Genomic DNA, 26072 nt, shown 5'->3' with positions numbered 1-26072 from the left:
AGCGGCTTTTTTTATGCGCGAGTTAAGGTGTAATGTTTGATATAGCAAGCCGCTACATATAGCACCATGCTTGTTGCGATAATTAACTCTAAGTTGGGCACAACGTTTGCTAATATTTGCCAACGAGACCCATTCACTTGCTCTTGTAGAAACCCCTTAAGACTAAATAAAGCGGTAGCGCTTACCACTAGTGGGAAAGTAAAAGCCGCATAACTAGGACTAAAGGGTAATTTCAGCAGGGATAGCAAAGCAAAGTAAACGGCGATTGTCATCACCAAGGCCAATAAGGTAAGCGGAGCCATTAAGGTGATTGTTAAAGGTAAACCTGAAACCAAAAAGCCCAACAAGATTAAACTGGCGGGGGTTGCCATAATCGCCAAAAGGGGTTTTAACTCTGCGGGTATAGGGTAAGTGTAAAGTCGGTAAACAATTAGCGGCAATAACATTAAGTAAGCGATGAGCGCGCCATACAAAATAATCGCCTTTAAGGTTTGTGGTAAAGCGATAGGTGCTACCACCACAAATAACGCCAAACCTATTGGAGGGATGAACCAACAAGGGATTAGTTGAGTTAATTGAAAGTCTTGGTAGCGTTGATAGCTAAAGGCCACAAACAGCGCAATTTGAATCACGAAGGCTGAAAAGCTGACAACTACTGCTAAGTTTTGCTCAATATCTGCCAATGACTTGGCCATTACCATAATACTCATGGTGATGACCGGTAGCATAGCTCCAGCAACGGGATGAGCGAGCTCTTTAAAAAACAGTGAAGGCTTAAGTACAAACTTAATTAATATTGGCAGTAACAATAGGCCGGCGATTATCGCGGTAGCATGCTGTATCGCACCATTCCACTCAAGCAAGCCTTCCCAAGTTAGCCCTAAACTGGCTATTGCCAGCGCTAAACCCGCCAGTGCAGTAGGGTAAGAAAAAATTTTTGCGGTTATCAATGACACCCTAGATAGCTCTCCAAATGGTCGCGCAGAATGAGACATGTGTTTGGCCTAATCAATGTACTTACCAGCCAGTGGCTATTTTACATGAAAATACTTGAAAGCTTTTTGTCATTTTCTCTAAGCTTAATAAATCATCATTAACGACAGTGAGTAGGCTTAATGCTCTAGATTGTTTTTATCTGGTATCACGGCTTAGGTTTAGTGAGTTTTTTTATGTATCTGTCCAACTTATTAACGCCCAGGCGTCATTAGTGTGTCAGAGGCGTTTAACTGGCTGACTGAACATAACATTTAAAGGAGTTAAATTATGAGCAATAAACAATATATGTGTCTTCTGCGCAGTAGTTCTGGTGGTTGTGAAAAGCCTTCTCCGGCGGACATGGAGTTGATGTTTGCTAAGTATCAGGCTTGGCAGGAACAGTTTGCCGACAATATTTTAGATATGGGGAGCAAGCTGGGGGCGAGTGGAGCGGTGGTGCAGCAGGATAGTTTAAAAGATGGCCCTTTTATGGAAGTAAAAGAAATTATCGGAGGTTATATGACATTAAGTGCCGAAAGTTTGGAGCAGGCTATAGCCGTCATACAAGCTAGCCCAATGGTCGGTAATGAAGGAACCAGTATTGAGATTAGAGAAATTTGTCGCCTTTGAGCCACATTTCAAAAATAGACCACTTATTTCGCCATGAGTATGGACAACTTGTGGCGTTATTAGTGCGTCGATTTGGAATAGCGGGTGTCGAGTTGATTGAAGATGCTGTGCAGTGGTCAATGGTGCAAGCGATAGATCATTGGCGTAAAGATGGAATACCCGATAACCCTTCAGCATGGCTGTATAAGGTCGCTCATCGCTTTCTATTGTCTGAGTTTCGTTCGAGGCAGCGTCAAGCAGACAAACAGTCGGCTTTTTCTATCAGCATTGAAAATCTTCAAGAAGAGTTTCCAGAACCACCACTAGCCGGAGAGTTAAGTGACGCATTGTTACGCATGTTGTTCGTAACCTGTAACGATGCAATCCCCCCTGAATCACAGTTAGTGTTTACCCTAAAAAGCCTATGTGGGTTTAGCATCAAAGAGGCTTCGATACGTTTGTATATAAGTGAAGACAATGCCTATAAACGTTTCAGCCGCGCAAAGCTGTATCTGAAAAACCAAGCCATAGATGTAGACCATTTGAGCGACCAAGACATGAAGGCTAGGTTAAACAACGTATACCGTGTGTTATACCTGATGTTTACTGAAGGTTATTTGTCATCTCATGTCGATCACACTATTCGTCAAGATTTGTGTGAAGAAGCAACCCGTTTACTTGGCTTACTCGCTGACAGTAGAGTGGGAGATAAACCTGATAGTTATGCCTTGTTAGCCTTGATGTATTTTAATCTCGCCAGACTGAATGCTCGGCAAGATGATTCGGGGTTATTATTGCTGGCCGAGCAAGATAGAGGCCTATGGAGTCAATCGCAAATAAGCCTAGCGGTTGCTTATCTACAACAGTCGGCGCAAGGTGAGCGACTATCCCGTTATCATCTGGAGGCGAGTATTGCAGCCGAGCATTGTCTGGCCGGCTCTTTCGAGCAAACTCGTTGGCATAAAATTGTCGATTGTTACCAACTTTTAGAGCAGCTCGCACCATCGCCAATGCATAGTTTGAATAAGGCGATAGCATTGGCCGAGTGGCAGGGCGCAGCAGCAGGCTTACAAGCCCTGCAATTGGCCGATATTCCTAGTTGGTTGACGCAGTCTTATCATTGGTATGCGGTAGTTGCTGATTTGCAATACCGCTGCGGGGATAACGCATCCGCTGCTAGAAATGCCAAACTGGCAATACAAGCAGCACCTAGCCACAGTATTAGGCAGTTGTTACGCAGGCGCTTGCAGCCCAACAAAACTTAAAGCCGGTTAAGCGTTCCGTTTACTGTCTTCGTTATGCTGCAATATTTTAGTGAAGTAACCACGCAAGCTTATTAGCATGATTAGACTCGGAATCACCATCACCGCTGTCAGTATGAAAAATAGCGGCCACGACTCCAAATAATCGGCTAAGCTGCCACTGAAAGAAGCCAGCGTTGTTCGTCCTAGGTTTCCTAAACTCGCCAGCAGTGCATATTGCGTTGCCGAAAAGGCTTGGCCTGTAAGAACGGTTAAAAATGACACAAAGGCCACTGTAGCAAATGCGCTGGTAAAGTTGTCTACGATAATAGTGGCTAAAAACAGCTGTTCGTTAGGGCCAGTTGAGGCTATCCAGGCAAACATTAAATTACTGGCAGACATTGCCACGCCACCAATAATTAGACCTTTGATTATACCAAAGCGCACGTTAAAGGCGCTGCCGACTAAGGTGAATAATACGGTTGCTCCCCAGCCTATTAGTTTTGAGTAATAGCCGATTTGCTCATTACTAAAGCCCACTTCACGGTAAAAGGTGATCGACATTCTTCCCAAGAAGGCTTCGCCAATTTTGAACAAAAAGACGAATAACAGCAGGGTAATGGCTACGCGTACCCCATTGCGACGGAAAAAGTCGAGAAAGGGTTCGGCTACGGTTACGGTTAGCCAAGCGACTAAGGGGGATTTAGTTCCAAGATATTCGGCATGGCGAGCTTCGGCTAGTTGCTGCAGCGCGTCACGGTTAGTAACGGGTTCTTTAACTAATACTGTAAACAGCATTAACAGCGCCACGATAAAACACATGCCTAGGTACACGCCGTTCCAGCCAATTTGATCGGCATTGACAAAGGCAAGGTAGCCGGGCAGCGAATAACCGGTCCACCAACCAATAACTGCCATCGCTGAGGCTTGTGGGAGTTGATGTGAGTCACCATTAGAGAAAGTGTCGATTCGGTAAGCGTCAATGGCAATGTCTTGAGTAGAAGATGCCGTGGCGATGCATAGGGCCAATAAAGACGTAAACATCAAGCTATTGGCAGGGTCGAATTGGGCTATGCCAAAGGTACAGATTAATACAATGGCCTGACAGAGGAAGATCCAACTGCGGCGTTGACCGAGCCAAGCATGTAATACGGGAAGCTTTACTCTATCAACTAAGGGAGCCCATAAAAAATTAATGGCGTAAACCGTAAATACCGAGCCGAAGAAGCCGATAGCTGAGCGGGATAAACCTGCATCGGTGAGCCAGCCTGACATATTGGAACCAATGAGTACCCACGGAAATCCGCTGGCACAACCGAGCATAAATACCCAAAGCAATCTCTTATCTAAATAAGAACGTAAGGTTTGTGACCAATTTAGCGATGAGTTCATTTATTACTCGGTTTGATTTAGGGACGGGGTTAAGGCTGTTCTGCGCCAACCACTACAACATCTTCGATAATGACTTTTTCCATGGGAACATTACGCATTCCAGGGATAGGACCAGTTTTTGTAGGTTGGTTTACAATTTTATCAACGATGTCCATACCTGACGTTATCTCGGCAAATACGGTATAGCCAAACTTATTAGGGCTGCCATCAAGATAGGCATTGTCGATGACGTTGATGAAAAACTGGCGAGTTGCAGTATGAGGCGCGTTGGTTCTGGCCATGGCGACGGTGCCTCGTTTATTGCTCAAGCCATTTTTCGATTCATTTTCAATTTGATTGTATACATCAATTTGCTCGTAATTGATCGAGTAGCCACCCGCTTGCGCCATAAAATTGGGGATAGTGCGATGAAATAAAGTCCCTTTATAACTGCCGTCTTCAACATAACGTAGAAAATTAGCGACTGTTTTTGGGGCGGCTTCTGCGTTTAGCGCCATTTCAAACTCACCTTGGTTAGTCACAAACTTTATCGTTTGCGCCAAGCTAGGAAGACTTGCTAGGCCTAAACATAAAGATATAAAGGTACTGCGAATTAGACGCCAATTCATTTTTGATACTCCAAAACTTCAATTAGTTGGGGGTCGTTGACTATTTGAGTCAGTAATTCAGAAAGCTGTTGGCTCATGGCTACTGCTTGTTTATTTACATTAACCGAGAACGCGCCTTCGTTGGTGTGGGTAGAACGAAACTGTTTGGCCAAGGTTTTATGCGGCGTATCAACGGTGACCTTAAGCCGCATGGTAGAGCTTGCTGTATGTTTTACGCTGCTTTCTTCGACTTCGCTAGCCAGTTCGAGTATGTCGATAGTGATGGTGTTTGGCGATTCAGGTACAAAACCCAAGCCTTGCTGCTGCCAAGCAGCGGATAATTGTAGCTCGATCGTTTGACGCAGATTATCACCACTGGCGATCAGCTCAGCTTGTTCTTCACCCTGTTGATGAATGCTGATTAAAAAGCGATTAGGACGAAGATCTTGTGATTTGATGGCTGCAATAATTGAATGTTGCGGCACGCCATCGAGTTGAATCTGCGGGGTTAACTGCACTTGCTGGGGCGTACTGCTGCAGGCGCTAAGCCCTAATAATCCGCCTAGCAACAGGGCTGGCAATAATAATTGCTTGTTCAAGTAGTCCACCTTAATGGGTTGTTTAACGCTTAGTGCTGCTCAGAATAACAAATTTGTTATTGCTCGCCAGCAACTTATAACCGCCAAAGTAAGATTTTAGTAGTGGGTGATAGCCTAAGTGTCGATTGGCGACCACAATCAGCTTGCCGCCGGAGCGTAAACAACGTTTGGCATCTGTAAACATTTGCTGAGCGATATGGCTTGAAATAGTGTTTTGTTGATGGAAGGGGGGATTGCACAGCACCAAATCGGCACTTTGGTCGGCTTGATGTTGCAGCGCATTATCATGATTAAATGAGCAACGTTCAAGTTGCTCTGGTAGGTTTAGGTTTATGTTGTTTTTTGCCGATGCTAGCGCCATCAGAGATTCATCGCAAAAGCTGACAGTAGCCCTTGGGTATAGGCTTAGAGCGCGTAAACCTAATAAACCATTGCCGCAACCTAGGTCGATGACCGATTCAAATTCGCCTTGTGGCAAATTTTCCAGCATAAAACGTGTACCTATATCCAGTTTGCCAAAGCAAAACACATTAGCGTGATCATTGAGTTGCCATTGATAATCGGCAATTTGCCAACGTTTAGGATAGGGCGATGTTGATTGTACACCAGTGTAGTGACCAAATAGTAAGCGGGCTTTCTTTTTAGCCAGAGAGGTGCTGACGTTACCGATGTGTTTTTCAAATAAACCAAATACCGATTTTGGCAGGCCTTTCAACATCGCCCCACAAGCAAATTGTGACTCTGCGGACAAGCTGGCTTGTAGGCCAATGAGCTGTTGTTCTAGATAGTTCAGGCTTTTTGGTAAGCGCATTAACACCAAATCAGCTTTTGGCATAGCGCTGGTACTAGCAAGGATTGTTAAACGCTGATCGCTGTTTAGTTGGTTAGCATGCAGGTTTTGCATCAGTGCTTGCCGGGCAACAAATGAATCACTTAGCCAGTATATGTTCGTCTTGGCAAAACGATAATGGGCCATTAGGGCGCAGGCCAAAGCGCCAAATTCGTCGTTAAGCAGCAAAATAGTTGCCGGCGCTTCATCCAAGTTATCTATAAACTCTACCAGTAATTCGTCGGCAGCATTCCAAGCTCGTAAATCGCTAGAGGCTGCTTGGGGGTAGCGAGAGAGCTGTAAATTGAGCGTGTTTATTTGCAAATTTTGACTCATAGTGGATTTGTAAGATACGGACCTTGAATAGTGGCTGCAGTGTAACTAAGTTGAAGGCTAAACTAAAGTAACACCCCTGTAGAATCTAGGTTGTGGTAAGTGGCGCTAACAGAAGACATTGCAACAAAACAGCTGGTTCATTACCAGCATTGGCTGCGCGCCGAGAGTGCCGCTTTGGTTTATCAAAAGATGCGTCAACAACTGCCATGGCAACAACACAGCATCAAGATGTTTGGTAAATCTTGCTTAGAGCCGCGTTTATCGCTTTGGGTAGGGGACGCTGATACAGCCTATCGTTATTCTGGCGAATGGCGTAAACCTTTGCCTTGGCCCAGCTTTTTGTTGCCAATAAAGTTAGCGGTACAACAAAAAGCAAAGCAACCGTTCAACAGCGTGCTGCTCAACTACTACCGTGATGGTAGCGACTACATGGGGTGGCATAGCGACAATGAAAAACAGCTAGGAACAAGACCGATAATCGCCTCTTTGAGTATAGGGGCATCGCGACGCTTTTTGTTTCGCCATAGAGCGGATAAGCAAAAAATAGAGTATCAATTGGAGAGTGGTGATCTATTGCTTATGAACCGATTATGCCAACAGCAGTGGCAGCATTGTTTGCCCAAAGCCTTGCGAGTGAAACAGCCAAGGATCAATTTTACGTTTCGTTATACAATGCCAGTGAGCTAAATATTACAGGGACAAACTATGCGTGTTGAAACACTCATCAATGAAAAGCTACAGCAACAATTTTCACCTCGCTATCTCGAGGTGAAAAACGAAAGTCACATGCATAACGTGCCCGCTGGATCTGAAAGTCATTTCAAAGTTACGATTGTCAGCGATGAATTTGAGGGTAAGCGATTGTTGCAGCGCCACCGAGCTGTCAATCAAGTTTTAGCCGAAGAGTTAAAAAATGACATTCATGCTTTAGCTATGCACACTTACACTTCAAGCCAATGGGCAGAGCAACAACAGACACCAGACTCACCGCAATGTCGCGGAGGCAGCTAAACTAATAGCTGAAGCTACACACAATTGCTGCATCAAATAAGGAATGTTTAATGCGGGTATATGTAAAGGTTGTTCTGTTTAGTGTATTTTTAAGTGCTTGCAATGATCGCCAAGGTATCGATTCACAACAGCAATCCGCTGATTTTACTTGGACCTTAATTACGTCTTGGCCCAAGCATTTACCGGGTTTGGGATCTGCCCCCGACCGCTTCGCTGAAGAAGTGAACGCCATGAGTAACGGTCGCCTAGCGATAAATGTTTATGGCGCGGGTGAATTATATCCTGCACTGGATGTTTTTAACGTGGTATCGGCAGGCGAGGCCGAAATGGGGCATAGTGCTGCTTATTATTGGCAGGATCAGCTACCCTCTACGGTTTTTTTTAGTTCGGTACCTTTTGGCATGCGGGCCAAAGAGCTAAATGCCTGGCTATATTTAGGCGGTGGCTTAGAGCTATGGCGCGAATTATACGCCCCGCACAATCTGATACCCTTTCCAGGTGGCAATACCGATGCGCAAATGGGGGGGGTGGTACAACAAGAAAATCACCACCATTAGTGATTTTAAAAGCCTAAAAATGCGTTTGCCGGGTCTAGGCGGAAAGGTGCTGGAGTTGGCGGGAGGGCAGGCTATCAATTTGCCCGCAGGACAATTGTATACAGCGTTACAATCGGGTGAGTTAGATGCTGTAGAGTGGGTGGGCCCTTACAATGACTTAGCCTTTGGTTTTCATAAGGTGGCTCAATACTATTATTATCCCGGTTGGCATGAGCCTAGCACTACCTTAGAGTTTATTATTAATAGCAAGGCGATGGCTTCATTGCCTGCTGACTTGCAAAGAATTGTGGAAAATGCCACTAAAGTGGTTAATCAAGCTACGCTAAATGAGTATGTTGCCTACAATATTGAAGCATTAGATGTACTGGCAAATGAACACGGCGTTGAACTGTTGCCGTTCTCTCCACAAATATTGCAGGAGCTTAAAGGCTTCAGTAATACTGTGCTGGAACAGTTGGCGGCAAAGGATCCATTTTTTGAGAAAGTTTTAAATAGTTACCAGCGTTTTCAATTCGGCGTTAAAAAATATAACCAAATTGAATTGCTACCGGCCGCCATAGAATAGGCTGGGTGTAGTGATTAAAAATGACAATTAGACTTAAGGTTGGTTTGCTCAATAGTTAGCTGATGGTTTAACTCTGTTAACAAACCTCTAACACTTAAGTCGAATAGGTTATATTTTTGGCCTTTTTCTTTGGAGAAATAGGTTTAATTGGTGCTAGAATACACACGATTTCTGTGGCTTGTTAGCTAATTGTCTATGACTTGTTAGTTGAGTACTTATTTTTTAGTGCAAAAGTTAAACGGAAATCATCGCTCGTCTTCCGACCCAACACATGTGTAAGAGAGTATGATTACAATAAAAAAAGGATTAGATCTGCCTATTAAAGGCGGTCCCATACAGCAAATAGTAGACGCGTCTATTGTTACCAGAGTGGCTGTACTCGGCGAAGATTATGTGGGCATGCGCCCAACTATGAAAGTGCGAGTGGGTGATGTGGTAAGCCAAGGCCAGGCGTTGTTCGAAGATAAGAAGAACCCCGGAGTGGTGTTTACAGCACCTAGCGCTGGCGTTGTTCAAGAAATTAACCGTGGTGCCCAACGTGTATTGCAGTCTGTTGTTATTGAAAAACAAACAGGCGATAGCATAGATTTTGGCGCTTTAAGCGATGCAGAAATCGATAGCGCTGAGCGCTCAACGATTGTGGACAAGTTAGTGAAGTCTGGCCAATGGGTTGGCTTTAGAACTCGTCCTTATAGCAAAGTACCTGCTGTAGGCTCAACACCTTCAGCTATCTTTGTTACCGCCATCGATACTAACCCCCTTGCGGCTGATCCTAAAGTGATTATTGAGCAAAACGAAAGCGCTTATCTTAGCGGCTTACGTGTTTTGTCTCGCTTAACTGATGGTGAGGTCTTCGTTTGTAAAGGTGACTACAGTTTACCTCAGTCAGACGCTGCTCGAGTAGAGGAACATGTATTTGCAGGCCCTCACCCAGCGGGTTTAGCCGGCACCCACATCCATACTCTTAAACCTGCTAGTGCCCAACGCACAGTATGGTCTGTTGCCTATCAAGAAGTGATTGCTATCGGTCATTTAGTGACAAGCGGTAAACTGTACAATCAACGTGTGATTGCTTTAGCAGGGCCTGTAGTAAAAGAGCCTCGTTTGCTCCGCACCGAAGTGGGAGCAGACATTCAGCAGTTAATTGACGGTGAATTGGTCGATGGTGAACATCGAGTGATTTCAGGTGGTGTACTGCTAGGTAATCATGCTGTTGGAGTTCATGCTTTTGTTGGCCGATACCATCAACAAGTCGTGGCTTTAGAAGAAGGCTATGAAAAAGAATTTATGGGTTGGGCTGTGCCTGGTACTAATAAATTCTCTCTAGCGCGCATATTTATCTCAGGCCTAAATAAGAGCAAATTGTTCCCGTTCACTACAACCACTGGTGGTAGTTCTCGAGCAATGGTGCCAATTGGTCAATATGAGCGAGTGATGCCGCTTGATATTCTTCCAACATTGTTACTTCGCGATTTGTTGTCAAACGATACCGACAGTGCGCAGCAGTTAGGGTGTTTGGAGCTTGATGAAGAAGATTTAGCTCTTTGTACTTTTGTTTGCCCTGGCAAATACGAATACGGCAGCGTACTTCGTGATTGTTTGACCAAGATTGAGAAGGAAGGTTAAGCATGAGCAGTATTAAAGATTATATTGAAAAGATTGAACCACAATTTATGCCGGGTGGTAAGCACGAAAAGTGGTTTGCTTTATACGAAGCTACAGCGACATTCTTATATTCGCCGGGTTTAGTTACCAAGAAAAACACGCACGTTCGTGATGCTATTGACTTAAAACGTATCATGATTTTTGTTTGGGTCGCTCTCATGCCAGCGATGTTTTTTGGTATGTACAATGCGGGCATTCAAGCAAACGAAGCCGTTATTGCTGGGGCGGGAACTGTACCTGATGATTGGCATGGTGCGCTAATTGCTATGTTAGGTGTGCCTACTGGCGCTGACGCTGGCTGGATAGCGTCGATGATCTATGGCGCAATATTCTTCCTGCCTATCTACCTTACCGCATTTGCTGTGGGTGGATTTTGGGAAGTTCTGTTTGCTTCGGTTCGTGGTCATGAAGTTAACGAAGGTTTCTTTGTTACCTCGATTTTATTTGCTTTAACCCTTCCAGCCACGATGCCTTTATGGCAAGTCGCCTTAGGTATTACCTTTGGTGTTGTGGTGGCAAAAGAAGTGTTTGGTGGAACCGGTAAAAACTTCTTAAACCCTGCATTGGCTGGTCGAGCGTTTTTATTCTTCGCATACCCTACTGCAATTTCAGGCGATGCTGTTTGGACTGCTGTAGACGGTTACTCTGGTGCAACCGCACTAAGTGTAGTCGCTGCTGAAGGTATGCAAGGTCTCGTCGCACAGGGAATCACTTGGAGTGATGCTTTCTTCGGTTTCATTCAAGGTTCAAGTGGCGAAACGTCAACGTTTTTACTCGCTTTAGGTGGTTTGTTCCTCATCTTCACCCGCATTGCCTCTTGGCGAATTGTCGCTGGCGTATTAGTGGGTATGGTGGCAACCAGTTTACTACTGAATCTTGTGGGTTCAGACAGTAACTTAATGTTCCAACTACCGCCTCATTGGCATTTGGTTCTAGGTGGTTTTGCGCTTGGCATGTTCTTTATGGCGACTGACCCGGTATCGGCTTCATTTACTAATAAAGGTAAGTGGTGGTATGGCGGCTTGATTGGCTTGATGGTGGTGTTAATTCGAGTGGTTAACCCAGCGTTCCCAGAAGGCATGATGTTGGCTATTTTGTTTGCTAATTTGTTTGCTCCTATTTTTGACTACTTTGTAGTTCAAGCCAATATCAAACGGAGGCTTGCTCGCGATGGCCAGTAATGATTCCTTAGCCAAAACCATCAAGGTTGTGGTTGGCGTAAGTTTAGTGTGTTCAATTGTTGTATCGCTTGCCGCTGTAGGTTTGCGCGGTATGCAGCAACAGAACGCTGTAGAAGATAAACAAAAAAATATTCTAGCCGTTTCTGGTGTTGAACTGGCGGGCCGCAAGGTTGCTGACGTTTACCTTGAGGTGATTGAACCGCGTGTTATTGATTTAGACACCGGTGAATTTGTCGACGCTAGTCAGGTTGACCCCGCTACTTTTGAACAACGAAAATCAGCCAAAGATCCTAACACTAGTATTCGTTTATCTGGTGAAGAAGATACCGCAGGCATTGTTCGTCGTTCAAACTTAGCCAGTGTATATCTTGTAAAAGATGCACAGGGTGATATTGGTAGAATCATCTTGCCAGTTCATGGGCGCGGTCTATGGTCAACTATGTATGCGTTTCTTGCTATCCAGCCCGACGGTAATACAGTAGATGCGATCGTTTATTACGACCAAGGTGAAACACCAGGTCTAGGCGGTGAAGTTGCTAATCCTCTATGGCAGGCAAAGTTTGTTGGCAAAAAGTTATTTGATGATAGTGGCGCAACAGCGATCACTGTGATTAAAGGTACTGCGCCAGCTGATTCTCTTTCTGAAATCGACGGATTATCAGGAGCAACGCTAACCAGCAATGGTGTCGATAACACCTTGAAGTTTTGGTTAAGTGATAAAGGCTTTGGTAAGTTCCTGGCCAAATTGCAACAGGGAGGACTAAACAATGGCTGATGCTAAGGAAACCAAAAAGGTTTTATTTGGACCGGTTATAGCGAATAACCCAATTGCCTTACAGGTATTAGGTGTATGTTCAGCATTAGCGGTAACCAGTAAGTTAGAAACTGCATTTGTAATGACACTCGCCGTGATGGTAGTGACTGCGTTTTCCAACTTATTTATTTCAATGATTCGTAATCACATTCCGAGCAGTGTGCGAATTATTGTGCAAATGGCAATTATTGCTTCGTTGGTAATCGTAGTAGACCAGGTGCTTAAAGCGGTGGTTTACGATATCTCTAAGCAGCTTTCGGTATTTGTTGGTTTGATTATTACCAACTGTATCGTAATGGGGCGTGCTGAAGCCTTCGCGATGAAAGAGCCTCCTTTCAAATCGTTCTTAGACGGTCTTGGCAATGGTTTAGGCTATGGCGCTATTCTAATGTCGGTAGGCGCTGTGCGTGAACTCTTTGGTTCTGGCTCGCTATTCGGTATTGAGATTATGCCGCTAATTAACAACGGCGGTTGGTACCAACCCAACGGCTTATTGTTATTGCCTGCTTCGGCATTCTTCATCATTGGTTTATTGATTTGGGCTTTGCGTACCGCATACCCAGAGCAAGTAGAGCCGAAGGAGTAATCGAGTGGAACATTATATTAGTCTCTTAGTTCGCTCTATTTTCATTGAAAATATGGCCTTAGCTTTCTTGTTAGGAATGTGTACTTTTCTAGCGGTATCTAAGAAAGTTAAAACCGCATTTGGTTTAGGTGTAGCGGTGATTGTAGTTCTGGGTATTTCGGTACCAGTGAACCAAATCATCTACTTTAATCTATTAGCTCCTGGCGCTTTAGACTGGGCAGGATTACCTGATGCAGACTTAAGCTTCTTGGGCTTCATTACCTTTATCGGTGTTATTGCTGCTTTAGTTCAAATACTTGAAATGGTATTAGATAAGTACTTTCCTGCTTTGTATCAAGCGCTGGGGATTTTCCTTCCGTTGATTACAGTGAACTGCGCCATCTTTGGTGGTGTGTCGTTTATGGTGCAGCGTGAATACAACTTGGGCGAGTCTTTGGTATACGGAATTGGTAGTGGTATCGGCTGGATGTTGGCGATTGTTGCGCTAGCGGGTATACGCGAAAAAATGAAGTATTCAGACGTGCCTGATGGTCTGCGTGGTTTAGGTATCACCTTTATCACTGTAGGTTTAATGGCGATGGCGTTTATGTCGTTCTCTGGCGTTCAGCTGTAAGACGGCCAATAACTACAAGGAAAAATTAGTCGATGGAAATTATTCTCGGCGTAACCATGTTTACCTTGCTCGTCTTGGCTTTAGTAACAATCATTTTGTTTGCTAAGTCTAAGCTGGTAAGTACTGGTGAAATACATATTTTAATTAATGATGATCCGGCTAAAGCGATTACCACTCAAGCAGGTAGCAAGCTACTGGGCGTACTAGGTAATTCAGGTATTTTTGTTTCTTCTGCTTGTGGTGGCGGTGGCTCGTGTGGTCAGTGTCATGTGCATATTCATGAAGGTGGTGGTGATATTTTGCCCACTGAATTGGATCACATCAGTAAGCGCGATGCAGCCACTGGCTTACGTTTAGCTTGTCAGGTTAATGTTAAGCAAGACATGAAGATCTCTTTACCTGAAGAAATCTTCGGTGTGAAAAAGTGGGATTGTGAAGTTATCTCTAACGATAACAAAGCAACTTTTATTAAAGAGCTTAAACTGCAGATCCCTGATGGTGAATCGGTGCCGTTCCGTGCCGGTGGTTACATTCAAATTGAAGCCCCTGCTCACCATGTCAAGTATTCAGATTTCGATGTTGAAGAACAATACCGTGGCGACTGGGAACACTTTGGTTTCTTTAACTTAGAGTCAAAAGTAGACGAAGAAACCATTCGTGCTTACTCAATGGCTAACTACCCTGAAGAAGAAGGCATCATCATGTTGAACGTGCGTATTGCTACGCCACCGCCAAATAACATGAGCCTGCCATGTGGTAAAATGTCTTCGTTCATCTTTAACCTTAAGGCGGGTGATAAAGTCACTATCTCTGGTCCATTTGGTGAGTTCTTTGCTAAAGAGACTGAGTCTGAAATGGTCTTTATTGGTGGTGGTGCGGGTATGGCCCCAATGCGTTCACACATCTTTGATCAACTTAAGCGATTAAGCTCGAAGCGTAAAATTAGTTTCTGGTATGGTGCGCGTTCACGTCGTGAAATCTTCTACGAAGAAGATTTTGATATGTTAGCCCGCGAAAATGAGAACTTTGAATGGCACGTTGCTTTGTCAGATCCACAACCAGGCGATGACTGGGAAGGTAAAACAGGCTTTATCCATAACGTGTTATTTGAAAACTACTTACGTGACCACGACGCCCCAGAAGATTGTGAGTACTACATGTGTGGTCCTCCTGTCATGAATGCTGCCGTTATTAACATGCTTAAAGATTTAGGTGTGGAAGACGAAAACATTCTACTTGATGACTTTGGTGGCTAAACGGTGAGTTTCGTTAAGCATTATTGGCTAGCCTTGCTTGGGCTAGCCTTTTTTATTAGTGGCTGTAGTGAGCAAAACAATTTGTATACCTTACAAATTGAGGGGCGCACTATGGGAACCTATTACCAAGTGAAGCTAGCTGAACCAACTGCAAGTTTGCCTGCTGGTGAGGTAATGCAGGCTAAAATTGATGAGGTGTTGCAGCAGGTAAATCAAGAGATGTCTACCTACATGCCTGATTCTGAGTTGTCCCGCTTTAATCAACATCGTAGTGATCAAGCTTTAAACATATCTGATAACTTAGCCTTAGTGATTGAAGCCTCTTTGCTGCTCTCAGAGGACTCTGGTGGCGCATTTGACGTAACTGTTGGCCCACTGGTTAACTTGTGGGGGTTTGGGCCTGAAGGGCGACCTGAGCAGCGACCAAGTGACCAAGAGTTAGCAGAGGCTAAAGCCAAGATTGGTTATCAGCATTTAAGCTTAAGCAATGGCAACCTTTCTAAGGAACTTCCTGAGTTGTATTTGGATTTATCAGCGATTGCTAAAGGCCATGGGGTAGACCGCGTTGCCGATCTACTGGAAGCCGAAGGGCTGCATAACTACATGGTTGATATTGGTGGTGAGCTGCGCCTAAAAGGCCACAACGACAAAGGTGTGGGCTGGCGTATCGCGGTTGAAAAACCCTCGGCAGAGCAGCGCGCAGTGCAAAAAATTATTGAGCCTGGCAATAATGGTTTAGCCACGTCCGGTGACTATCGAAATTATTTTGAGCAAGACGGGGTCAGATATTCACATACTATTAATCCGAATACGGGTAAGCCTATCGCTAACCATATTGTTTCGGTCAGTGTGATTACGCCCACCAGTATGATGGCCGATGCTTATGCTACGGCGTTTACAGTGATGGGGGTTGAGCAGGCAATGCGTTTTGCTGAAAATAAACAGTTAGCAGTGTATATTATCGAGAAACAAGGAGATGAATTTGTGGAGCATATCAGCTCGGCGTTTGTGCCCTTTGTTGTTCAATAGCAGTTAGGAGTCATGATGGCGTATTTTTTAGTGACCTTTGTATTCTTTTTAGTGGTTATCACTGCTATGGCGGTGGGTTACATTTTTCAAAAGAAAACCATTAGCGGAAGCTGTGGTGGTATTGCTGCTTTAGGTATTGAGAAAGTCTGCGACTGCCCCGAACCTTGCGATAAACGTAAAGCTAAAATGGCCTTGGTAGAGCAAAAGAAAAAGGCTCGCCAAGCGATGTTAGATGAACATCGAATCATCTAAATAAAAAGCGCCTCACGGCGCTTTTTTTATATCTTGTGATTTACAATCCGCCTCTTACTAAGCGCACTGCATAATCATCGTCTTTTGTATCTAAGTCTATTTCGCCACTAATAAATTTGATAAACCAAGCTTTGGTTGTAGTAAGGCTATCAGGGGTTGCTGTCCAATAAGGTATCGAAACCCCTAAAGCAGAGGGAAAGATGTTCTCGTTGATCGCTGGGTCATAACAGCTGTATTCTATTAGGTGGCTGAGTTCTTTTACATTAGGTAGGCGCCAATCGTTGTATCCAGCGAGTGTTGAGTTGGGGCCCTCTTCAACGGCTTGTTTCCAGGTTAGGCTTAGCGCTGCACCAGTGCAGGTGCTGCCATCCCAAGTTCTTCCTACGCTACAGCGTGCCCACATCAAATTGGTTTCTTGGTCTGAAATAGTTTGGTCGTTGTTATCAACAAAGCGGCTATCTGGCGCAGTTAATGGTGATGATGCCAAGCAAATGCTAGCACTGAGAGCGGGTAGAGGTGTTAACAAACAAGCGGTAACAATGACTAAGCATCCAAGAGAGTAATTTATTGATAATTGCGTATCGGAATTCGCGGGGTTCAATTTCAGTTTAAGGAAGGTCATGAACTAGCCTCACAGGGAAAGTGGTAGACTTAAGCGCAAATGGAAGTCTATCAATAGTTAAATTGAAATTCACTCTCCATGCTGCACTGTTGAATTGGGATAGCGTGGTTGATGTCCAGTACCCATCGTTATCTGTGTTTGGAAAGTAATCGTTTTCTATGGCGAAATTAGTTTGGCTATAGTCAACTAAGGATTGTAGCTCTGGATATGCAGGCACTCGCCAGTTAGTTAAACCACACAAACTTAGGGCATTTACGCTATTCACATAACTTTCGGTATCACATGTACCTACGCAACTACCTGCATCAGCGCCACCACTGTTGCCGCCATTTTGGCTATTGTTATTGTCTAACCAGCTATAGTTATGGTGAATGTCTTGTAAGCCACTGTCGGTGGTTTTGACCTCCCATATTAGCTCAGTCACAGTATCTAATACACAGGACCAAGAGGTGGCATCTGCATTAAGAGCTTGCCCTTGGCTATCTAATTTAATAAAGCTAAAGCCGAGTTTTCCATCATCGTTATTTGAGGCGTTAATGTCTCTTCCAACGTGACCGTCTTGATCTTGAGGGACCGAGTCACCATCGGCATCGGTGGTCAGATTACAATCAACTGAATTTTGATGAGACTCACTGGCGCCGAAGGCATAATCTGCACAGGTACTAATCCCAGTATCGTTAATTGGCGCTAAGTTGGTATTACTTGGCGTTAGCGCAATGCTTACTTCGTTAGTCGCGGTTTTGCCACCTTCATCGCTGACTGTTAAGGAAATAGCGACTACTATCGAAGTGGTAACATTTGGAGCAGTAAATTGAAGTTGTTCAAGGCTACTATCTGCAAAAGCAATGCTAATACCGCTATTGTCGGTTTGTTGCCATTCGTACTGCAAATTTGCTGTTTCAGTGTCAGTCGATCCGCTGCCGTCTAATACAACTAATTCAGTTTCCCTTACCAGAATGGGAGCGATAATGTCAGCCGTGGGGGAGAAGTTATTAGCAATGGTAATACTTACGTTGTCACTGACGCTAATCCCTTCGTTGTCTGTTACGGTTACTTCAAGTTGTACAACGCTATCGCCGCTCACTTCAGGGGCTATAAAGCTGGCATTTTCTGTATTGGCATCTTGTAGGCTAACTGTCACTCCAGCGGTTTGCTGCCACTGATAAGTGGCAATGCTGCCATCGGTATCGTTGGCTGTTGCATTCAGCGATACATTGTTTTGTTCATCAATAGTTTGGTCGTTACCTGCTGAAACAGTTGGGGCGGTATTTACCGGGTTTACAGTTACTCGTGTCAAACCGATTTGACTTTCACCTTCGTTATCGGTAACGAGTACTTGAAAGACCAAATTTTCTGATGTCACTATAGTGGGGGAGGTAAAACTAGCGATTGCGGTGTTTGCATCGCTCAGGCTTATATTGGTGCCACTAAGCTGTGTCCAGGTATAGCTAGCAATATTGCCATCGGCATCGCTAGCGTTCACGGTTAACATCACGCTAGTTTGCTCATTAACACTTTGATCTGCTCCAGTAGTCACTATTGGCCCAGTGTTTATTGGGTTTACGCTAATTGAAAGGGTATCGGTAACACTCTCGCCTTCATTATCGGTCACTGTTATTTGAAATACTAAGGTCTCAGAAGATAAGAGAGTAGGGGCGGTGAAACTTGCTATTGCTTTATCTGCTGTGCTCAGGCTTACGTTCGTACCACTAAGCTGTGTCCAACTATAGGTGGCAATGTTGCCATCGGCATCATTGGCGTCTGCGTATATCACCACGCTAGTTTGCTCATTAACACTTTGGGACGCGCCGGCTGAGACTGTCGGTACGGTATTTACCGGGTTTACGCTAACTGAAACCGTATCGCTAATTACAGCCCCCTCATCGTCAGTAACGGTAATCTGAAAGACTAAGGTGTCTGCGGTGGTCAGGGTTGGTGAAGTGAAGCTTGCATTTGCGCTATTCGCATCGTTCAGGGTTACACTGCTACCACTAAGTTGAGCCCAAGCGTAGCTGGCGATACTGCCATCGGCATCGCTGGCGACGCCACTCAAGGCCACGTTCGTTTGCTCATTCACAGTTTGAGCAACGCCGGCAGAGACTATCGGAGCGGTATTTACTGGGTTTACGCTAACCGCAACCGTATCGCTAATTACAGCCCCCTCATCGTCAGTAACGGTAATCTGAAAGACTAAGGTGTCTGCGGTGGTCAGGGTTGGTGAAGTGAAGCTTGCATTTGCGCTATTAGGATTACTCAGGTTGACGTTTGTGCCACTAAGTTGAGCCCAAGCGTAGCTGGCGATACTGCCATCGGCATCGCTGGCGACGCCACTCAAGGCCACGTTCGTTTGCTCATTCACAGTTTGAGCAACGCCGGCAGAGACTATCGGAGCGGTATTTACTGGGTTTACGCTAACCGCAACCGTATCGCTAATTACAGCCCCCTCATCGTCAGTAACGGTAATCTGAAAGACTAAGGTGTCTGCGGTGGTCAGGGTTGGTGAAGTGAAGCTTGCATTTGCGCTATTCGCATCGTTCAGGGTTACACTGCTACCACTAAGTTGAGCCCAAGCGTAGCTGGCAATACTGCCATCGGCATCGCTAGCGACGCCACTCAAGGCCACGTTCGTTTGCTCATTCACAGTTTGAGCAACGCCGGCAGAGACTATCGGAACGGTATTTACTGGGTTTACGCTAACCGCAACCGTATCGCTAATTACAGCCCCCTCATCGTCAGTAACGGTAATCTGAAAGACTAAGGTGTCTGCGGTGGTCAGGGTTGGTGAGGTGAAGCTTGCATTTGCGCTATTCGCATCGTTCAGGGTTACACTGCTACCACTAAGTTGAGCCCAAGCGTAGCTGGCGATACTGCCATCGGCATCGCTGGCGACACCACTCAAGGCCACGTTCGTTTGCTCATTCACAGTTTGAGCAACGCCGGCAGAGACTGTCGGGGCGGTATTTACTGGATTTACGCTAACTGAAACCGTATCGCTAATTACAGCCCCCTCATCGTCAGTAACGGTAATCTGAAAGACTAAGGTGTCTGCGGTGGTCAGGGTTGGTGAAGTGAAGCTTGCATTTGCGCTATTCGCATCGTTCAGGGTTACACTGCTACCACTAAGTTGAGCCCAAGCGTAGCTGGTGATACTGCCATCGGCATCGCTGGCGACGCCACTCAAGGCCACGTTCGTTTGCTCATTCACAGTTTGAGCAACGCCGGCAGAGACTATCGGAGCGGTATTTACTGGATTTACGCTAACTGAAACCGTATCGCTAGCTCTCAGTCCTTCGTTATCGGTAACCAGAACTTGAAATACCAAGTTTTCAGTCGCGATTAAGGTAGGGGAGGTAAAGTCAGCTATAGCGCTATTGGCATCGTTCAGGGTTACATTGCTACCACTAAGTTGTGTCCATGCGTAGCTAACAATAAGGCCGTCAACATCGGTAGCCTCAACACTTAACACTACGCTGGTTTGCTCATTTACCGTTTGATCTGCGCCTGCAGTGGCTATTGGGGCGGTGTTTATCGGATTTACCGTGACCGAAACCATGCCAATTGTGCTCATGCCTTCGTTATCGGTAACCAGAACTTGAAATACCAAGTTTTCTGTCGTGATTAAGGCGGGGGAAGTAAAACTGGTGATAGCGGTATTCGTGTTACTTAGAGTTACGTTTGTGCCGCTAAGTTGTGTCCATGCGTAGCTAACAATACGGCCGTCAACATCGGTAGCATCAACACTTAACACTACGCTGGCTTGCTCATTAACACTTTGAGCTGCGCTATCGGCGATTAGTGGGGCCGTATTTATGGGGTTTACGCTGACAGAGACGGAGTCGGTAGCGATCCCCCCTTCAGTATCTGCAACTGTTATTTGAAATACTAAAGTTTCTGCGGCGATCACTGTCGGCGAGGCAAAACTCGCTATCGCGGTATTTGGGTTACTTAAGCTTACGTTTGTACCACTAAGCTGCGTCCAAGCGAAGCTGGCAATAGCGCCATTGATATCACTGGCATTGGCATTCAGTATTACCATGCTTTGTTCATTGACGCTTTGGTCGTTACCGGCGTTAACGATAGGGAGGAAGTTCAGGTAGTTAAAAGATTGTTCGATTTGTTGTTTGAACTGGCTATTGTTGGGTTCATCGATGTAATCAACCACTTGATTGAGCCACGTTTGAATGTTTTCCCCTTGGCTTCCGAGTATTGTGCGAATGCTTGCTACATTAATATTATTATTTTCGCCACTTAGGAATGGATCTGGGCTTATCTCACCAATGAGTGCTTCAATATCATCTACCCACTGACTTTGCTGACTAAGTTCTCGTAAATCGTTTCTTGTTGCGTAGTTCAGTATTAGGCTAGAAATTGGCGTAAGGTTACATTGTTTTCGGTTCGTTAATTCGCATCCGCTGCTCAATCTGCCGAGAAAAGCTTCACCGTTTATCAAACCGCCACTGGATTCAACTAAAAAATAACGACTGGTATTATCCAATAAAAACTCAAAATACCCAGTCTCATCACTTTGTGTCTCGGCTATCAGCGCACCGCTATGCCAATCTTTTAAGCTAACGGTAGATTGGCTAATGGGATCATCTATAACTCTGCCTTGTAATACAGGTAAAGCTTCCAGTGTAATAACTTTGCTATTAGTGGCTTGTTGTTCATCGCTTACACTCAGCTCAAATTGATAACTTTGCGCTGAACTAAGCGCAGGAATATTTACGCTTAATTCAGTGGTGTTAGTTTCAGAGGTGGTTAGCTGAGCTTGATTGTTGAAGGGGATTTGCCGCCACTGGTAAGTAATCGATTGACTATCAGAATCTGCATCGGTCACCTGAGCTTGTAGCTTAATTGTGCGTTGTTCTGCTACCTGCAGGGTATCAACTAAATCAATTTGCGGCGGTTGATTAACGTTGAGTACTGTTACTTCAAGGGTATCGGAGTAGAGCTCGCCGGATTCAGAGCTTGCACTTAACTCAAAAGTTAATATTTCGGTTTGGCTAACAGTGGGGGCAACAAAGGTTAGTAGTAAGTCTTTAGAATGAGTTAAATCAACGCTAATGCCTGAGCGCTGGCTCCAAGCTGCTCCAGAAAGCTTCATTCGCGGGTCTTGTAAGACCCCCGTTACTTCAACCACTTGGTTCTCGTTGATACTTAGGTTTTGACCCGCGTCTACCGTGATTTTGGGGGCCGAGTCATCGTTACCGCAGGCGCTCAACATAAGTGATGTAAAAAGCAAAATTAGCAGGTATAACCCTTTAGTTTTTGACATCAATCTTCCTTGCCTGTCCAAAATCATCTCGCGGAGTGGCTTGCACATGTTAACTAAAGGTAACAACTTTTTGCAAAACTACCAGCTTTAGATTTTTTAATCTCCTTTGGCAATGCCTTCGCGCCTTGGGTCTGATGTTCCTACTAGTTTATCAGGGTAGATCCTTATTCCTTGCAAACCAGATGTCATATCTTTAATTTGTGTTTTATAGCCGATGGCTTCTAAGGCGTTTTGTTGTAGAACGGCTGAGGTATTGGCTTCTAGTTCGTAGGTGCCAAACCTGTTGTTGAGGTGTGGCTGTTCTATAGCTTGCTGCAGGCTCATGCCCCAGCTTAAATGCCCTACTAAGGTTTGCGCGACATAGCCTATAATGCTGCTGCCTCCTGGCGAACCAATGGCGATAATGGGGAGATCATTCTCAAAGACAATCGTAGGAGCCATTGAAGATCGTGGCCGTTTTTTGGGCTCTACTCGGTTGGCCACAAGTTGACCATTTTTCTCAGCCACAAAGGAGAAGTCGGTTAATTGGTTATTTAGTAAAAAGCCTTTTACCAACACTCTAGAACCAAAGGCATTTTCTATACTGCTGGTCATTGATAGAACATTACCGTCTTGATCAACGATACTTATGTGGCTAGTTGAGGGGAGTTCTATTGATTGGTCTAGCGCTTGAGCGCTTAATGACAGTAGGTCACCGGCAAGAGCGTGTTCTAAAGCCTTATCCTGCTCTAGCAACTTTGCACGCAGCGTGAGGTATTGTTTGTCTAACAAAGCAGTGGTAGGCACGTCTACGAAGTCACTATCGGCTAAGTATTTCGCTCTGTCTGCGAAAGCTAAACGAGAGGCATCACCCAGTATCCGCCAGCTCTGGGTATTATTCGGCCCCCATTGTTTTAATGGGAAATAGGAAGATATGCCCATTATCTGCCCTAGAGTACTTGCCCCTGAGCTCGGCGGCCCAATGCCACAAATGGAATATTGGTGGTAACTGACGCAAATAGGAGGCCGTTCAATCACGTGATAATTCGCTAAGTCTTCTTCAGATAATAAACCCGATTTATCGCTGGCTTGCTGGACCGCTGAAACGATGGCTTTAGCGGTATCACCTTGGTAAAAGCCTTTAGCCCCTTGAGAGGCGATTAAGCTTAAGGTAGTGGCGTAATCGGTATTTTTAAGTAAATCACCTTCTTTAATTGGCTGACTTCCGCCCTTTAAAAAGTAATCTCGAGTGCTGTTAAAGCGCTTTAAGCGTTGTTCATCGCCAGCCACCAATAAGGCTAAGCGGGGGCTTACTCTAAATCCTTCCTTGGCCAAGCTTATTGCGGGTTGAAATAACCGCTCCCATTGAGTTTTCCCATAAGCCATATGCAGCTTCTCAAATAAAGCTACCACCCCTGGAGTACCGACAGAGCTGCCGCTAACAACAGCATCATAAAACTTTAGGGGGTGGCCGTTATCATCTAAAAATAATGTTCCATTGGTATTTGCTGGCGCGGTTTCTCGGGCATCAAAGCTGGTTAGTTCTTTCTTTGTTGCGTCATAATAGACGACAAATGCTCCGCCGCCGATACCAGAAGATTGCGGTTCAACTAAACCTAGCACCGTTTGCACCGCGATCATTGAATCAACCGCAGAACCGCCAGCTTTCAATACCTCGTAACCGGCCTCTACAGCTAAAGGGTTGGCGGCTGAGACCATAAATTTGTGGGCTATTACTGATGGCTTTTTCTGCAAACCACTGGCGGCTTCAGGTGCAAACGAATCTGCAGTTTGTTTACCTGCGACGACATAACTATTAAAGGTGAGTAGTAGGGCTAATACACTACGAATCAACATGGGGCTTCCTTCCACTAGGCTGTTACAGCCAGTGTAGCACTCAGTGATTATCTCGCCATGGTCTAATTAAGCTATTGAATTTATTGCTGTAATTTACCTTTGGCTAAAGTGTAGCCACGAAGGTGGCGCAATATAGAGACACCCCCTAAGTCAGTGCTGGCGTGTTTGTTTGTTTGTTTGGCAAAAAAGGTGTCTCTAAACAGCAACAGCTTTATAGCGTTGTCAACTAGAGTTTCGGTATTAAGTTATTGTTTTTTATCTTTTTTTAAATGTTGGTTCAAGCCTTGCTATATGTCTATTGCCGCGCTGCTTATTAAGCGAGTAGCCATACCGATGTCAAAACCAATGTAATAGATTTTTAAAAGGAGTTTTACCATGAAAATTAAATATACTTTTCCAATGTTAGCCCTATGTGTCGCAAGCCTTGCTTCAGCAAATAGTGACGTATTTAATGACTTAGATACCAACCAAGATATGGTAGTAAGCCAAGAGGAAGCGGCACAGTTACCTATTCTGGGAGAAGTGTGGGCTGAGCTTGATACCGATAATGATGGTGTTTTGAGTCAAGCCGAATTTGCCAACATAGAAATCAACGTTCAGCCTGAAAATGGCGAAGTTGCAGAGTAATTTTTATAGAAGTTCTCGTTAAAGTATCGATTTAGGTGATGTCGGACTTAATTATTCAGTTATTTGGTCTAGTGAATTTACATATTAATGTTCGACAATTTTCCAACGCTTAAGCCCGTGCTAGCTTAAGCGTTTTTTTCATTTCTACTGTTTCACGATGGTAATCATCGCTTATTGTTATGTTTAAAGAGAGCTGCGCTGAGGGACTGCAACATTAGCGAACAGAATGCCGGCCACTATAGACATGAAAATCAAAAACGTTTGTGAACCAATATTTGGAATGCTCACCATCGATTGACCCAGTACCATCGAATTTAAACTGATATAGGCTTTGCTCCCTGGGACCAGCAATACGATTCCTTGTAGTAATACCACTGATGCAGGCGACTTGGTCAGCTTTGCGAACAGGTTTGCATATACTCCCACGACAAATGCACCAATAAAGGGGCCTAGAGCATCGCCTAAATAGAAACTACCTACAAAGGCCGCTGCGTAAGCAATCACCCCCGACAGTACTCCCCAAACCATATCTTTACGGCGCACTTTAAACACAATGGTGAGTCCCAAAGATAATAACACTACCCCTAGCCACTTTATCCACCAGTCGCTTACCGTTACAACATGCAGGTCTACCTGCCCCCATACCAACGAACCAATAGCCATCCCCAATACGGCGCCAAAATAGAGCTTAAACAGCACCATTACACCATCCATCACTCTAGCTGTGCCTGAAATTAACTCTCTCGCGGCTAATTCGCTTAAACCTAGGGTTAGTGATAATCCGGGTATAAAGATGATAATCGAGGAAAGGATAACGATCGGTATATCTATCTGTGGCTTTAGTTGGGCGATGCTTACCGCTATAAATGAACAGAGCAGCGCAGCTACCGGCTCCAAGGCTTCATTGATGCCTTTTGAATGCTCAGCGCGGTAGGCTAGATAAAATGAAATAATACTGAGTAAGCTAGCCCACAAAATAGTGGTCCAGTTGGCTGACATTAGCATAGCAAATGCGCCACCGGTAACGGCAAAAGCGAGCAACATGGTTAGTGGTGAATGAACAGCAGGATATTGTTCCCAGCGATTTAACGCATCCATGGCTTCGCCTAAACTAATCTCCTCGTTACTCACTTTAACGACTAACTGGTTGGTTCTGGCCAGCATGCCTAAATCGATTTCACCAGGTTTTACCCGCATCACATAGTTATATTCTTGCGTATCATCAGGCGCCCACAATACAAATGTTAGCGAGGTTGGGGTTACCAAAAAATAGCCATTTAAACCTAGAGTCTCAGCCACATTGCGTAGGTGAGATTCCAAGCGAAATGCAGGGGTTCCATATTTGTGCAGGGCTTTACCCAATTTAATGATGAAGTTTCGTTTAACTTCAAAAGGAGATTGTCTCAAAGCGAAATCATTTAGTAAGAATAATAGGTTAAATTGTATATCAGCTTGGCCAATTTGTTGTCATTGCTTCGTGTTAAAAATTAGGGATATTGCATATTGCCGAAGTGGGTGCAAAAAAAAGGCCGTTTTTTAAGGAAATAGCGTACAGAATCAGCGGGATCATTTATCATTTACCTTTTGCGCGATTTTTTTCACTCGCTGTCTTGGA

Annotated in this window: 24 protein-coding genes; 15 read left to right on the top strand and 9 right to left on the bottom strand. The window is 44.8% G+C overall.

The genetic code is table 11. The features are described from left to right. Positions 1-11: 11 nt before the first annotated feature. Positions 12-995 carry a TDT family transporter gene (locus tag ACVFI8_RS05055; protein ID WP_457873234.1) on the bottom strand — a complete coding sequence of 328 codons (984 nt, stop codon included), beginning with the start codon at positions 993-995 and terminating at the stop codon, positions 12-14. Between the two features lie 268 nt (positions 996-1263). Between ACVFI8_RS05055 and ACVFI8_RS05050 the strand changes: the two genes are divergently transcribed. Beyond that, a complete protein-coding gene (locus ACVFI8_RS05050) occupies positions 1264-1605 on the top strand; it encodes a YciI family protein (protein ID WP_248714547.1) in 342 nt (113 codons plus the stop codon). Then, on the top strand, positions 1593-2849 hold the full coding sequence (locus tag ACVFI8_RS05045) for an RNA polymerase sigma factor (RefSeq protein ID WP_457873233.1): 1257 nt from the start codon (positions 1593-1595) through the stop codon (positions 2847-2849). The genes ACVFI8_RS05050 and ACVFI8_RS05045 overlap by 13 nt, the downstream gene beginning before the upstream one ends. 6 nt (positions 2850-2855) lie before the next feature. On the opposite strand, the gene ACVFI8_RS05040 is transcribed toward ACVFI8_RS05045, so the two are convergent. Genes ACVFI8_RS05040 through ACVFI8_RS05025 form a run of 4 tightly spaced genes read right to left on the bottom strand, consistent with a single transcriptional unit; the run spans position 2856 to position 6568 of the window. Beyond that, entirely contained in the window at positions 2856-4217 is a 1362-nt protein-coding gene (locus ACVFI8_RS05040) for an AmpG family muropeptide MFS transporter (protein WP_457873232.1), read from the bottom strand. A 29-nt stretch (positions 4218-4246) separates the two neighbouring features. Beyond that, complete coding sequence (locus ACVFI8_RS05035) at positions 4247-4825, bottom strand: peptidylprolyl isomerase (protein ID WP_248714550.1); 579 nt, start codon at positions 4823-4825, stop codon at positions 4247-4249. Continuing rightward, positions 4822-5403, bottom strand: a complete 582-nt coding sequence (locus ACVFI8_RS05030) for a YajG family lipoprotein (protein ID WP_457873231.1) — start codon at positions 5401-5403, stop codon at positions 4822-4824. The genes ACVFI8_RS05035 and ACVFI8_RS05030 overlap by 4 nt, the downstream gene beginning before the upstream one ends. A 22-nt stretch (positions 5404-5425) precedes the next feature. Continuing rightward, on the bottom strand, positions 5426-6568 hold the full coding sequence (locus ACVFI8_RS05025) for a methyltransferase (protein ID WP_457873230.1): 1143 nt from the start codon (positions 6566-6568) through the stop codon (positions 5426-5428). A gap of 99 nt (positions 6569-6667) precedes the next feature. Here ACVFI8_RS05025 and ACVFI8_RS05020 point away from each other — a divergent pair, with 99 nt between their 5' ends. The 12 genes from ACVFI8_RS05020 (at position 6668) to nqrM (ending at position 16097) form a co-directional block, all read left to right on the top strand. Then, complete coding sequence (locus tag ACVFI8_RS05020; protein WP_248714553.1) at positions 6668-7255, top strand: alpha-ketoglutarate-dependent dioxygenase AlkB family protein; 588 nt, start codon at positions 6668-6670, stop codon at positions 7253-7255. Positions 7256-7273: 18 nt separating this feature from the next. After that, the gene (locus ACVFI8_RS05015; RefSeq protein WP_248714554.1) at positions 7274-7579 is read left to right on the top strand and encodes a BolA family protein; all 306 of its coding nucleotides are present in this window, start codon (positions 7274-7276) and stop codon (positions 7577-7579) included. Positions 7580-7629: 50 nt separating this feature from the next. Continuing rightward, positions 7630-8136, top strand: a complete 507-nt coding sequence (locus ACVFI8_RS05010; RefSeq protein WP_457873229.1) for a hypothetical protein — start codon at positions 7630-7632, stop codon at positions 8134-8136. Continuing rightward, entirely contained in the window at positions 8090-8701 is a 612-nt protein-coding gene (locus tag ACVFI8_RS05005; RefSeq protein ID WP_457873228.1) for a TRAP transporter substrate-binding protein, read from the top strand. The genes ACVFI8_RS05010 and ACVFI8_RS05005 overlap by 47 nt, the downstream gene beginning before the upstream one ends. Positions 8702-8986: 285 nt before the next feature. Continuing rightward, positions 8987-10327, top strand: coding sequence for a Na(+)-translocating NADH-quinone reductase subunit A (locus tag ACVFI8_RS05000; RefSeq protein WP_248714556.1), 1341 nt, complete (start codon positions 8987-8989; stop codon positions 10325-10327). A 2-nt stretch (positions 10328-10329) separates the two neighbouring features. Next, a complete protein-coding gene (locus ACVFI8_RS04995) occupies positions 10330-11547 on the top strand; it encodes an NADH:ubiquinone reductase (Na(+)-transporting) subunit B (protein WP_248714557.1) in 1218 nt (405 codons plus the stop codon). Then, on the top strand, positions 11537-12322 hold the full coding sequence (locus tag ACVFI8_RS04990; protein ID WP_248714558.1) for a Na(+)-translocating NADH-quinone reductase subunit C: 786 nt from the start codon (positions 11537-11539) through the stop codon (positions 12320-12322). Before ACVFI8_RS04995 ends, ACVFI8_RS04990 begins: the two co-directional genes overlap by 11 nt. After that, positions 12315-12947, top strand: a complete 633-nt coding sequence (locus ACVFI8_RS04985; RefSeq protein WP_248714559.1) for an NADH:ubiquinone reductase (Na(+)-transporting) subunit D — start codon at positions 12315-12317, stop codon at positions 12945-12947. Before ACVFI8_RS04990 ends, ACVFI8_RS04985 begins: the two co-directional genes overlap by 8 nt. Before the next feature lie 4 nt (positions 12948-12951). Beyond that, positions 12952-13560, top strand: a complete 609-nt coding sequence (gene nqrE, locus ACVFI8_RS04980) for an NADH:ubiquinone reductase (Na(+)-transporting) subunit E (protein WP_248714560.1) — start codon at positions 12952-12954, stop codon at positions 13558-13560. 32 nt (positions 13561-13592) lie between these two features. Next, positions 13593-14816, top strand: coding sequence for an NADH:ubiquinone reductase (Na(+)-transporting) subunit F (gene nqrF, locus ACVFI8_RS04975; protein WP_248714561.1), 1224 nt, complete (start codon positions 13593-13595; stop codon positions 14814-14816). Positions 14817-14819: 3 nt separating this feature from the next. After that, complete coding sequence (locus tag ACVFI8_RS04970) at positions 14820-15845, top strand: FAD:protein FMN transferase (protein WP_457873226.1); 1026 nt, start codon at positions 14820-14822, stop codon at positions 15843-15845. A 15-nt stretch (positions 15846-15860) separates the two neighbouring features. After that, entirely contained in the window at positions 15861-16097 is a 237-nt protein-coding gene (nqrM, locus tag ACVFI8_RS04965) for a (Na+)-NQR maturation NqrM (RefSeq protein WP_137672093.1), read from the top strand. A 40-nt stretch (positions 16098-16137) separates the two neighbouring features. On the opposite strand, the gene ACVFI8_RS04960 is transcribed toward nqrM, so the two are convergent. From ACVFI8_RS04960 to ggt, 3 genes are all read right to left on the bottom strand, one after another. Further along, positions 16138-16719, bottom strand: a complete 582-nt coding sequence (locus ACVFI8_RS04960; RefSeq protein ID WP_457873224.1) for an Lcl C-terminal domain-containing protein — start codon at positions 16717-16719, stop codon at positions 16138-16140. Next, complete coding sequence (locus ACVFI8_RS04955; protein ID WP_457873222.1) at positions 16706-21994, bottom strand: PKD domain-containing protein; 5289 nt, start codon at positions 21992-21994, stop codon at positions 16706-16708. Before ACVFI8_RS04955 ends, ACVFI8_RS04960 begins: the two co-directional genes overlap by 14 nt. Positions 21995-22090: 96 nt before the next feature. After that, positions 22091-23830, bottom strand: coding sequence for a gamma-glutamyltransferase (gene ggt / locus ACVFI8_RS04950; protein ID WP_457873220.1), 1740 nt, complete (start codon positions 23828-23830; stop codon positions 22091-22093). 375 nt (positions 23831-24205) lie between these two features. Here ggt and ACVFI8_RS04945 point away from each other — a divergent pair, with 375 nt between their 5' ends. Continuing rightward, positions 24206-24457, top strand: coding sequence for an EF-hand domain-containing protein (locus ACVFI8_RS04945; protein WP_248714566.1), 252 nt, complete (start codon positions 24206-24208; stop codon positions 24455-24457). A gap of 183 nt (positions 24458-24640) precedes the next feature. On the opposite strand, the gene ACVFI8_RS04940 is transcribed toward ACVFI8_RS04945, so the two are convergent. After that, complete coding sequence (locus ACVFI8_RS04940; RefSeq protein ID WP_457873218.1) at positions 24641-25864, bottom strand: threonine/serine ThrE exporter family protein; 1224 nt, start codon at positions 25862-25864, stop codon at positions 24641-24643. Positions 25865-26072 lie beyond the last annotated feature (208 nt).

The sequence above is a fragment of the Agarivorans sp. MS3-6 genome, assembly GCF_054112545.1.
The sequence above is the reverse complement of the archived record's forward strand: the minus strand, read 5'-3'. Positions and strand labels throughout refer to the sequence as shown.

Excerpts from the sequence above, each read along its gene's own strand:
- nqrF (WP_248714561.1), top strand. The coding sequence starts at position 13,593 with ATGGAAATTATTCTCGGCGTAACCATGTTTACCTTGCTCGTCTTGGCT.
- ACVFI8_RS05035 (WP_248714550.1), bottom strand. The coding sequence starts at position 4,825 with ATGAATTGGCGTCTAATTCGCAGTACCTTTATATCTTTATGTTTAGGC.
- ACVFI8_RS04955 (WP_457873222.1), bottom strand. The coding sequence starts at position 21,994 with ATGTCAAAAACTAAAGGGTTATACCTGCTAATTTTGCTTTTTACATCA.
- ACVFI8_RS04960 (WP_457873224.1), bottom strand. The coding sequence starts at position 16,719 with ATGACCTTCCTTAAACTGAAATTGAACCCCGCGAATTCCGATACGCAA.
- ACVFI8_RS04945 (WP_248714566.1), top strand. The coding sequence starts at position 24,206 with ATGAAAATTAAATATACTTTTCCAATGTTAGCCCTATGTGTCGCAAGC.
- ACVFI8_RS05050 (WP_248714547.1), top strand. The coding sequence starts at position 1,264 with ATGAGCAATAAACAATATATGTGTCTTCTGCGCAGTAGTTCTGGTGGT.
- ACVFI8_RS05055 (WP_457873234.1), bottom strand. The coding sequence starts at position 995 with ATGTCTCATTCTGCGCGACCATTTGGAGAGCTATCTAGGGTGTCATTG.
- ACVFI8_RS05040 (WP_457873232.1), bottom strand. The coding sequence starts at position 4,217 with ATGAACTCATCGCTAAATTGGTCACAAACCTTACGTTCTTATTTAGAT.
- nqrM (WP_137672093.1), top strand. The coding sequence starts at position 15,861 with ATGGCGTATTTTTTAGTGACCTTTGTATTCTTTTTAGTGGTTATCACT.
- ACVFI8_RS05005 (WP_457873228.1), top strand. The coding sequence starts at position 8,090 with ATGCGCAAATGGGGGGGGTGGTACAACAAGAAAATCACCACCATTAGT.
- ggt (WP_457873220.1), bottom strand. The coding sequence starts at position 23,830 with ATGTTGATTCGTAGTGTATTAGCCCTACTACTCACCTTTAATAGTTAT.
- ACVFI8_RS05010 (WP_457873229.1), top strand. The coding sequence starts at position 7,630 with ATGCGGGTATATGTAAAGGTTGTTCTGTTTAGTGTATTTTTAAGTGCT.
- ACVFI8_RS05015 (WP_248714554.1), top strand. The coding sequence starts at position 7,274 with ATGCGTGTTGAAACACTCATCAATGAAAAGCTACAGCAACAATTTTCA.
- ACVFI8_RS04995 (WP_248714557.1), top strand. The coding sequence starts at position 10,330 with ATGAGCAGTATTAAAGATTATATTGAAAAGATTGAACCACAATTTATG.
- ACVFI8_RS05000 (WP_248714556.1), top strand. The coding sequence starts at position 8,987 with ATGATTACAATAAAAAAAGGATTAGATCTGCCTATTAAAGGCGGTCCC.
- ACVFI8_RS04985 (WP_248714559.1), top strand. The coding sequence starts at position 12,315 with ATGGCTGATGCTAAGGAAACCAAAAAGGTTTTATTTGGACCGGTTATA.
- ACVFI8_RS05025 (WP_457873230.1), bottom strand. The coding sequence starts at position 6,568 with ATGAGTCAAAATTTGCAAATAAACACGCTCAATTTACAGCTCTCTCGC.
- ACVFI8_RS04990 (WP_248714558.1), top strand. The coding sequence starts at position 11,537 with ATGGCCAGTAATGATTCCTTAGCCAAAACCATCAAGGTTGTGGTTGGC.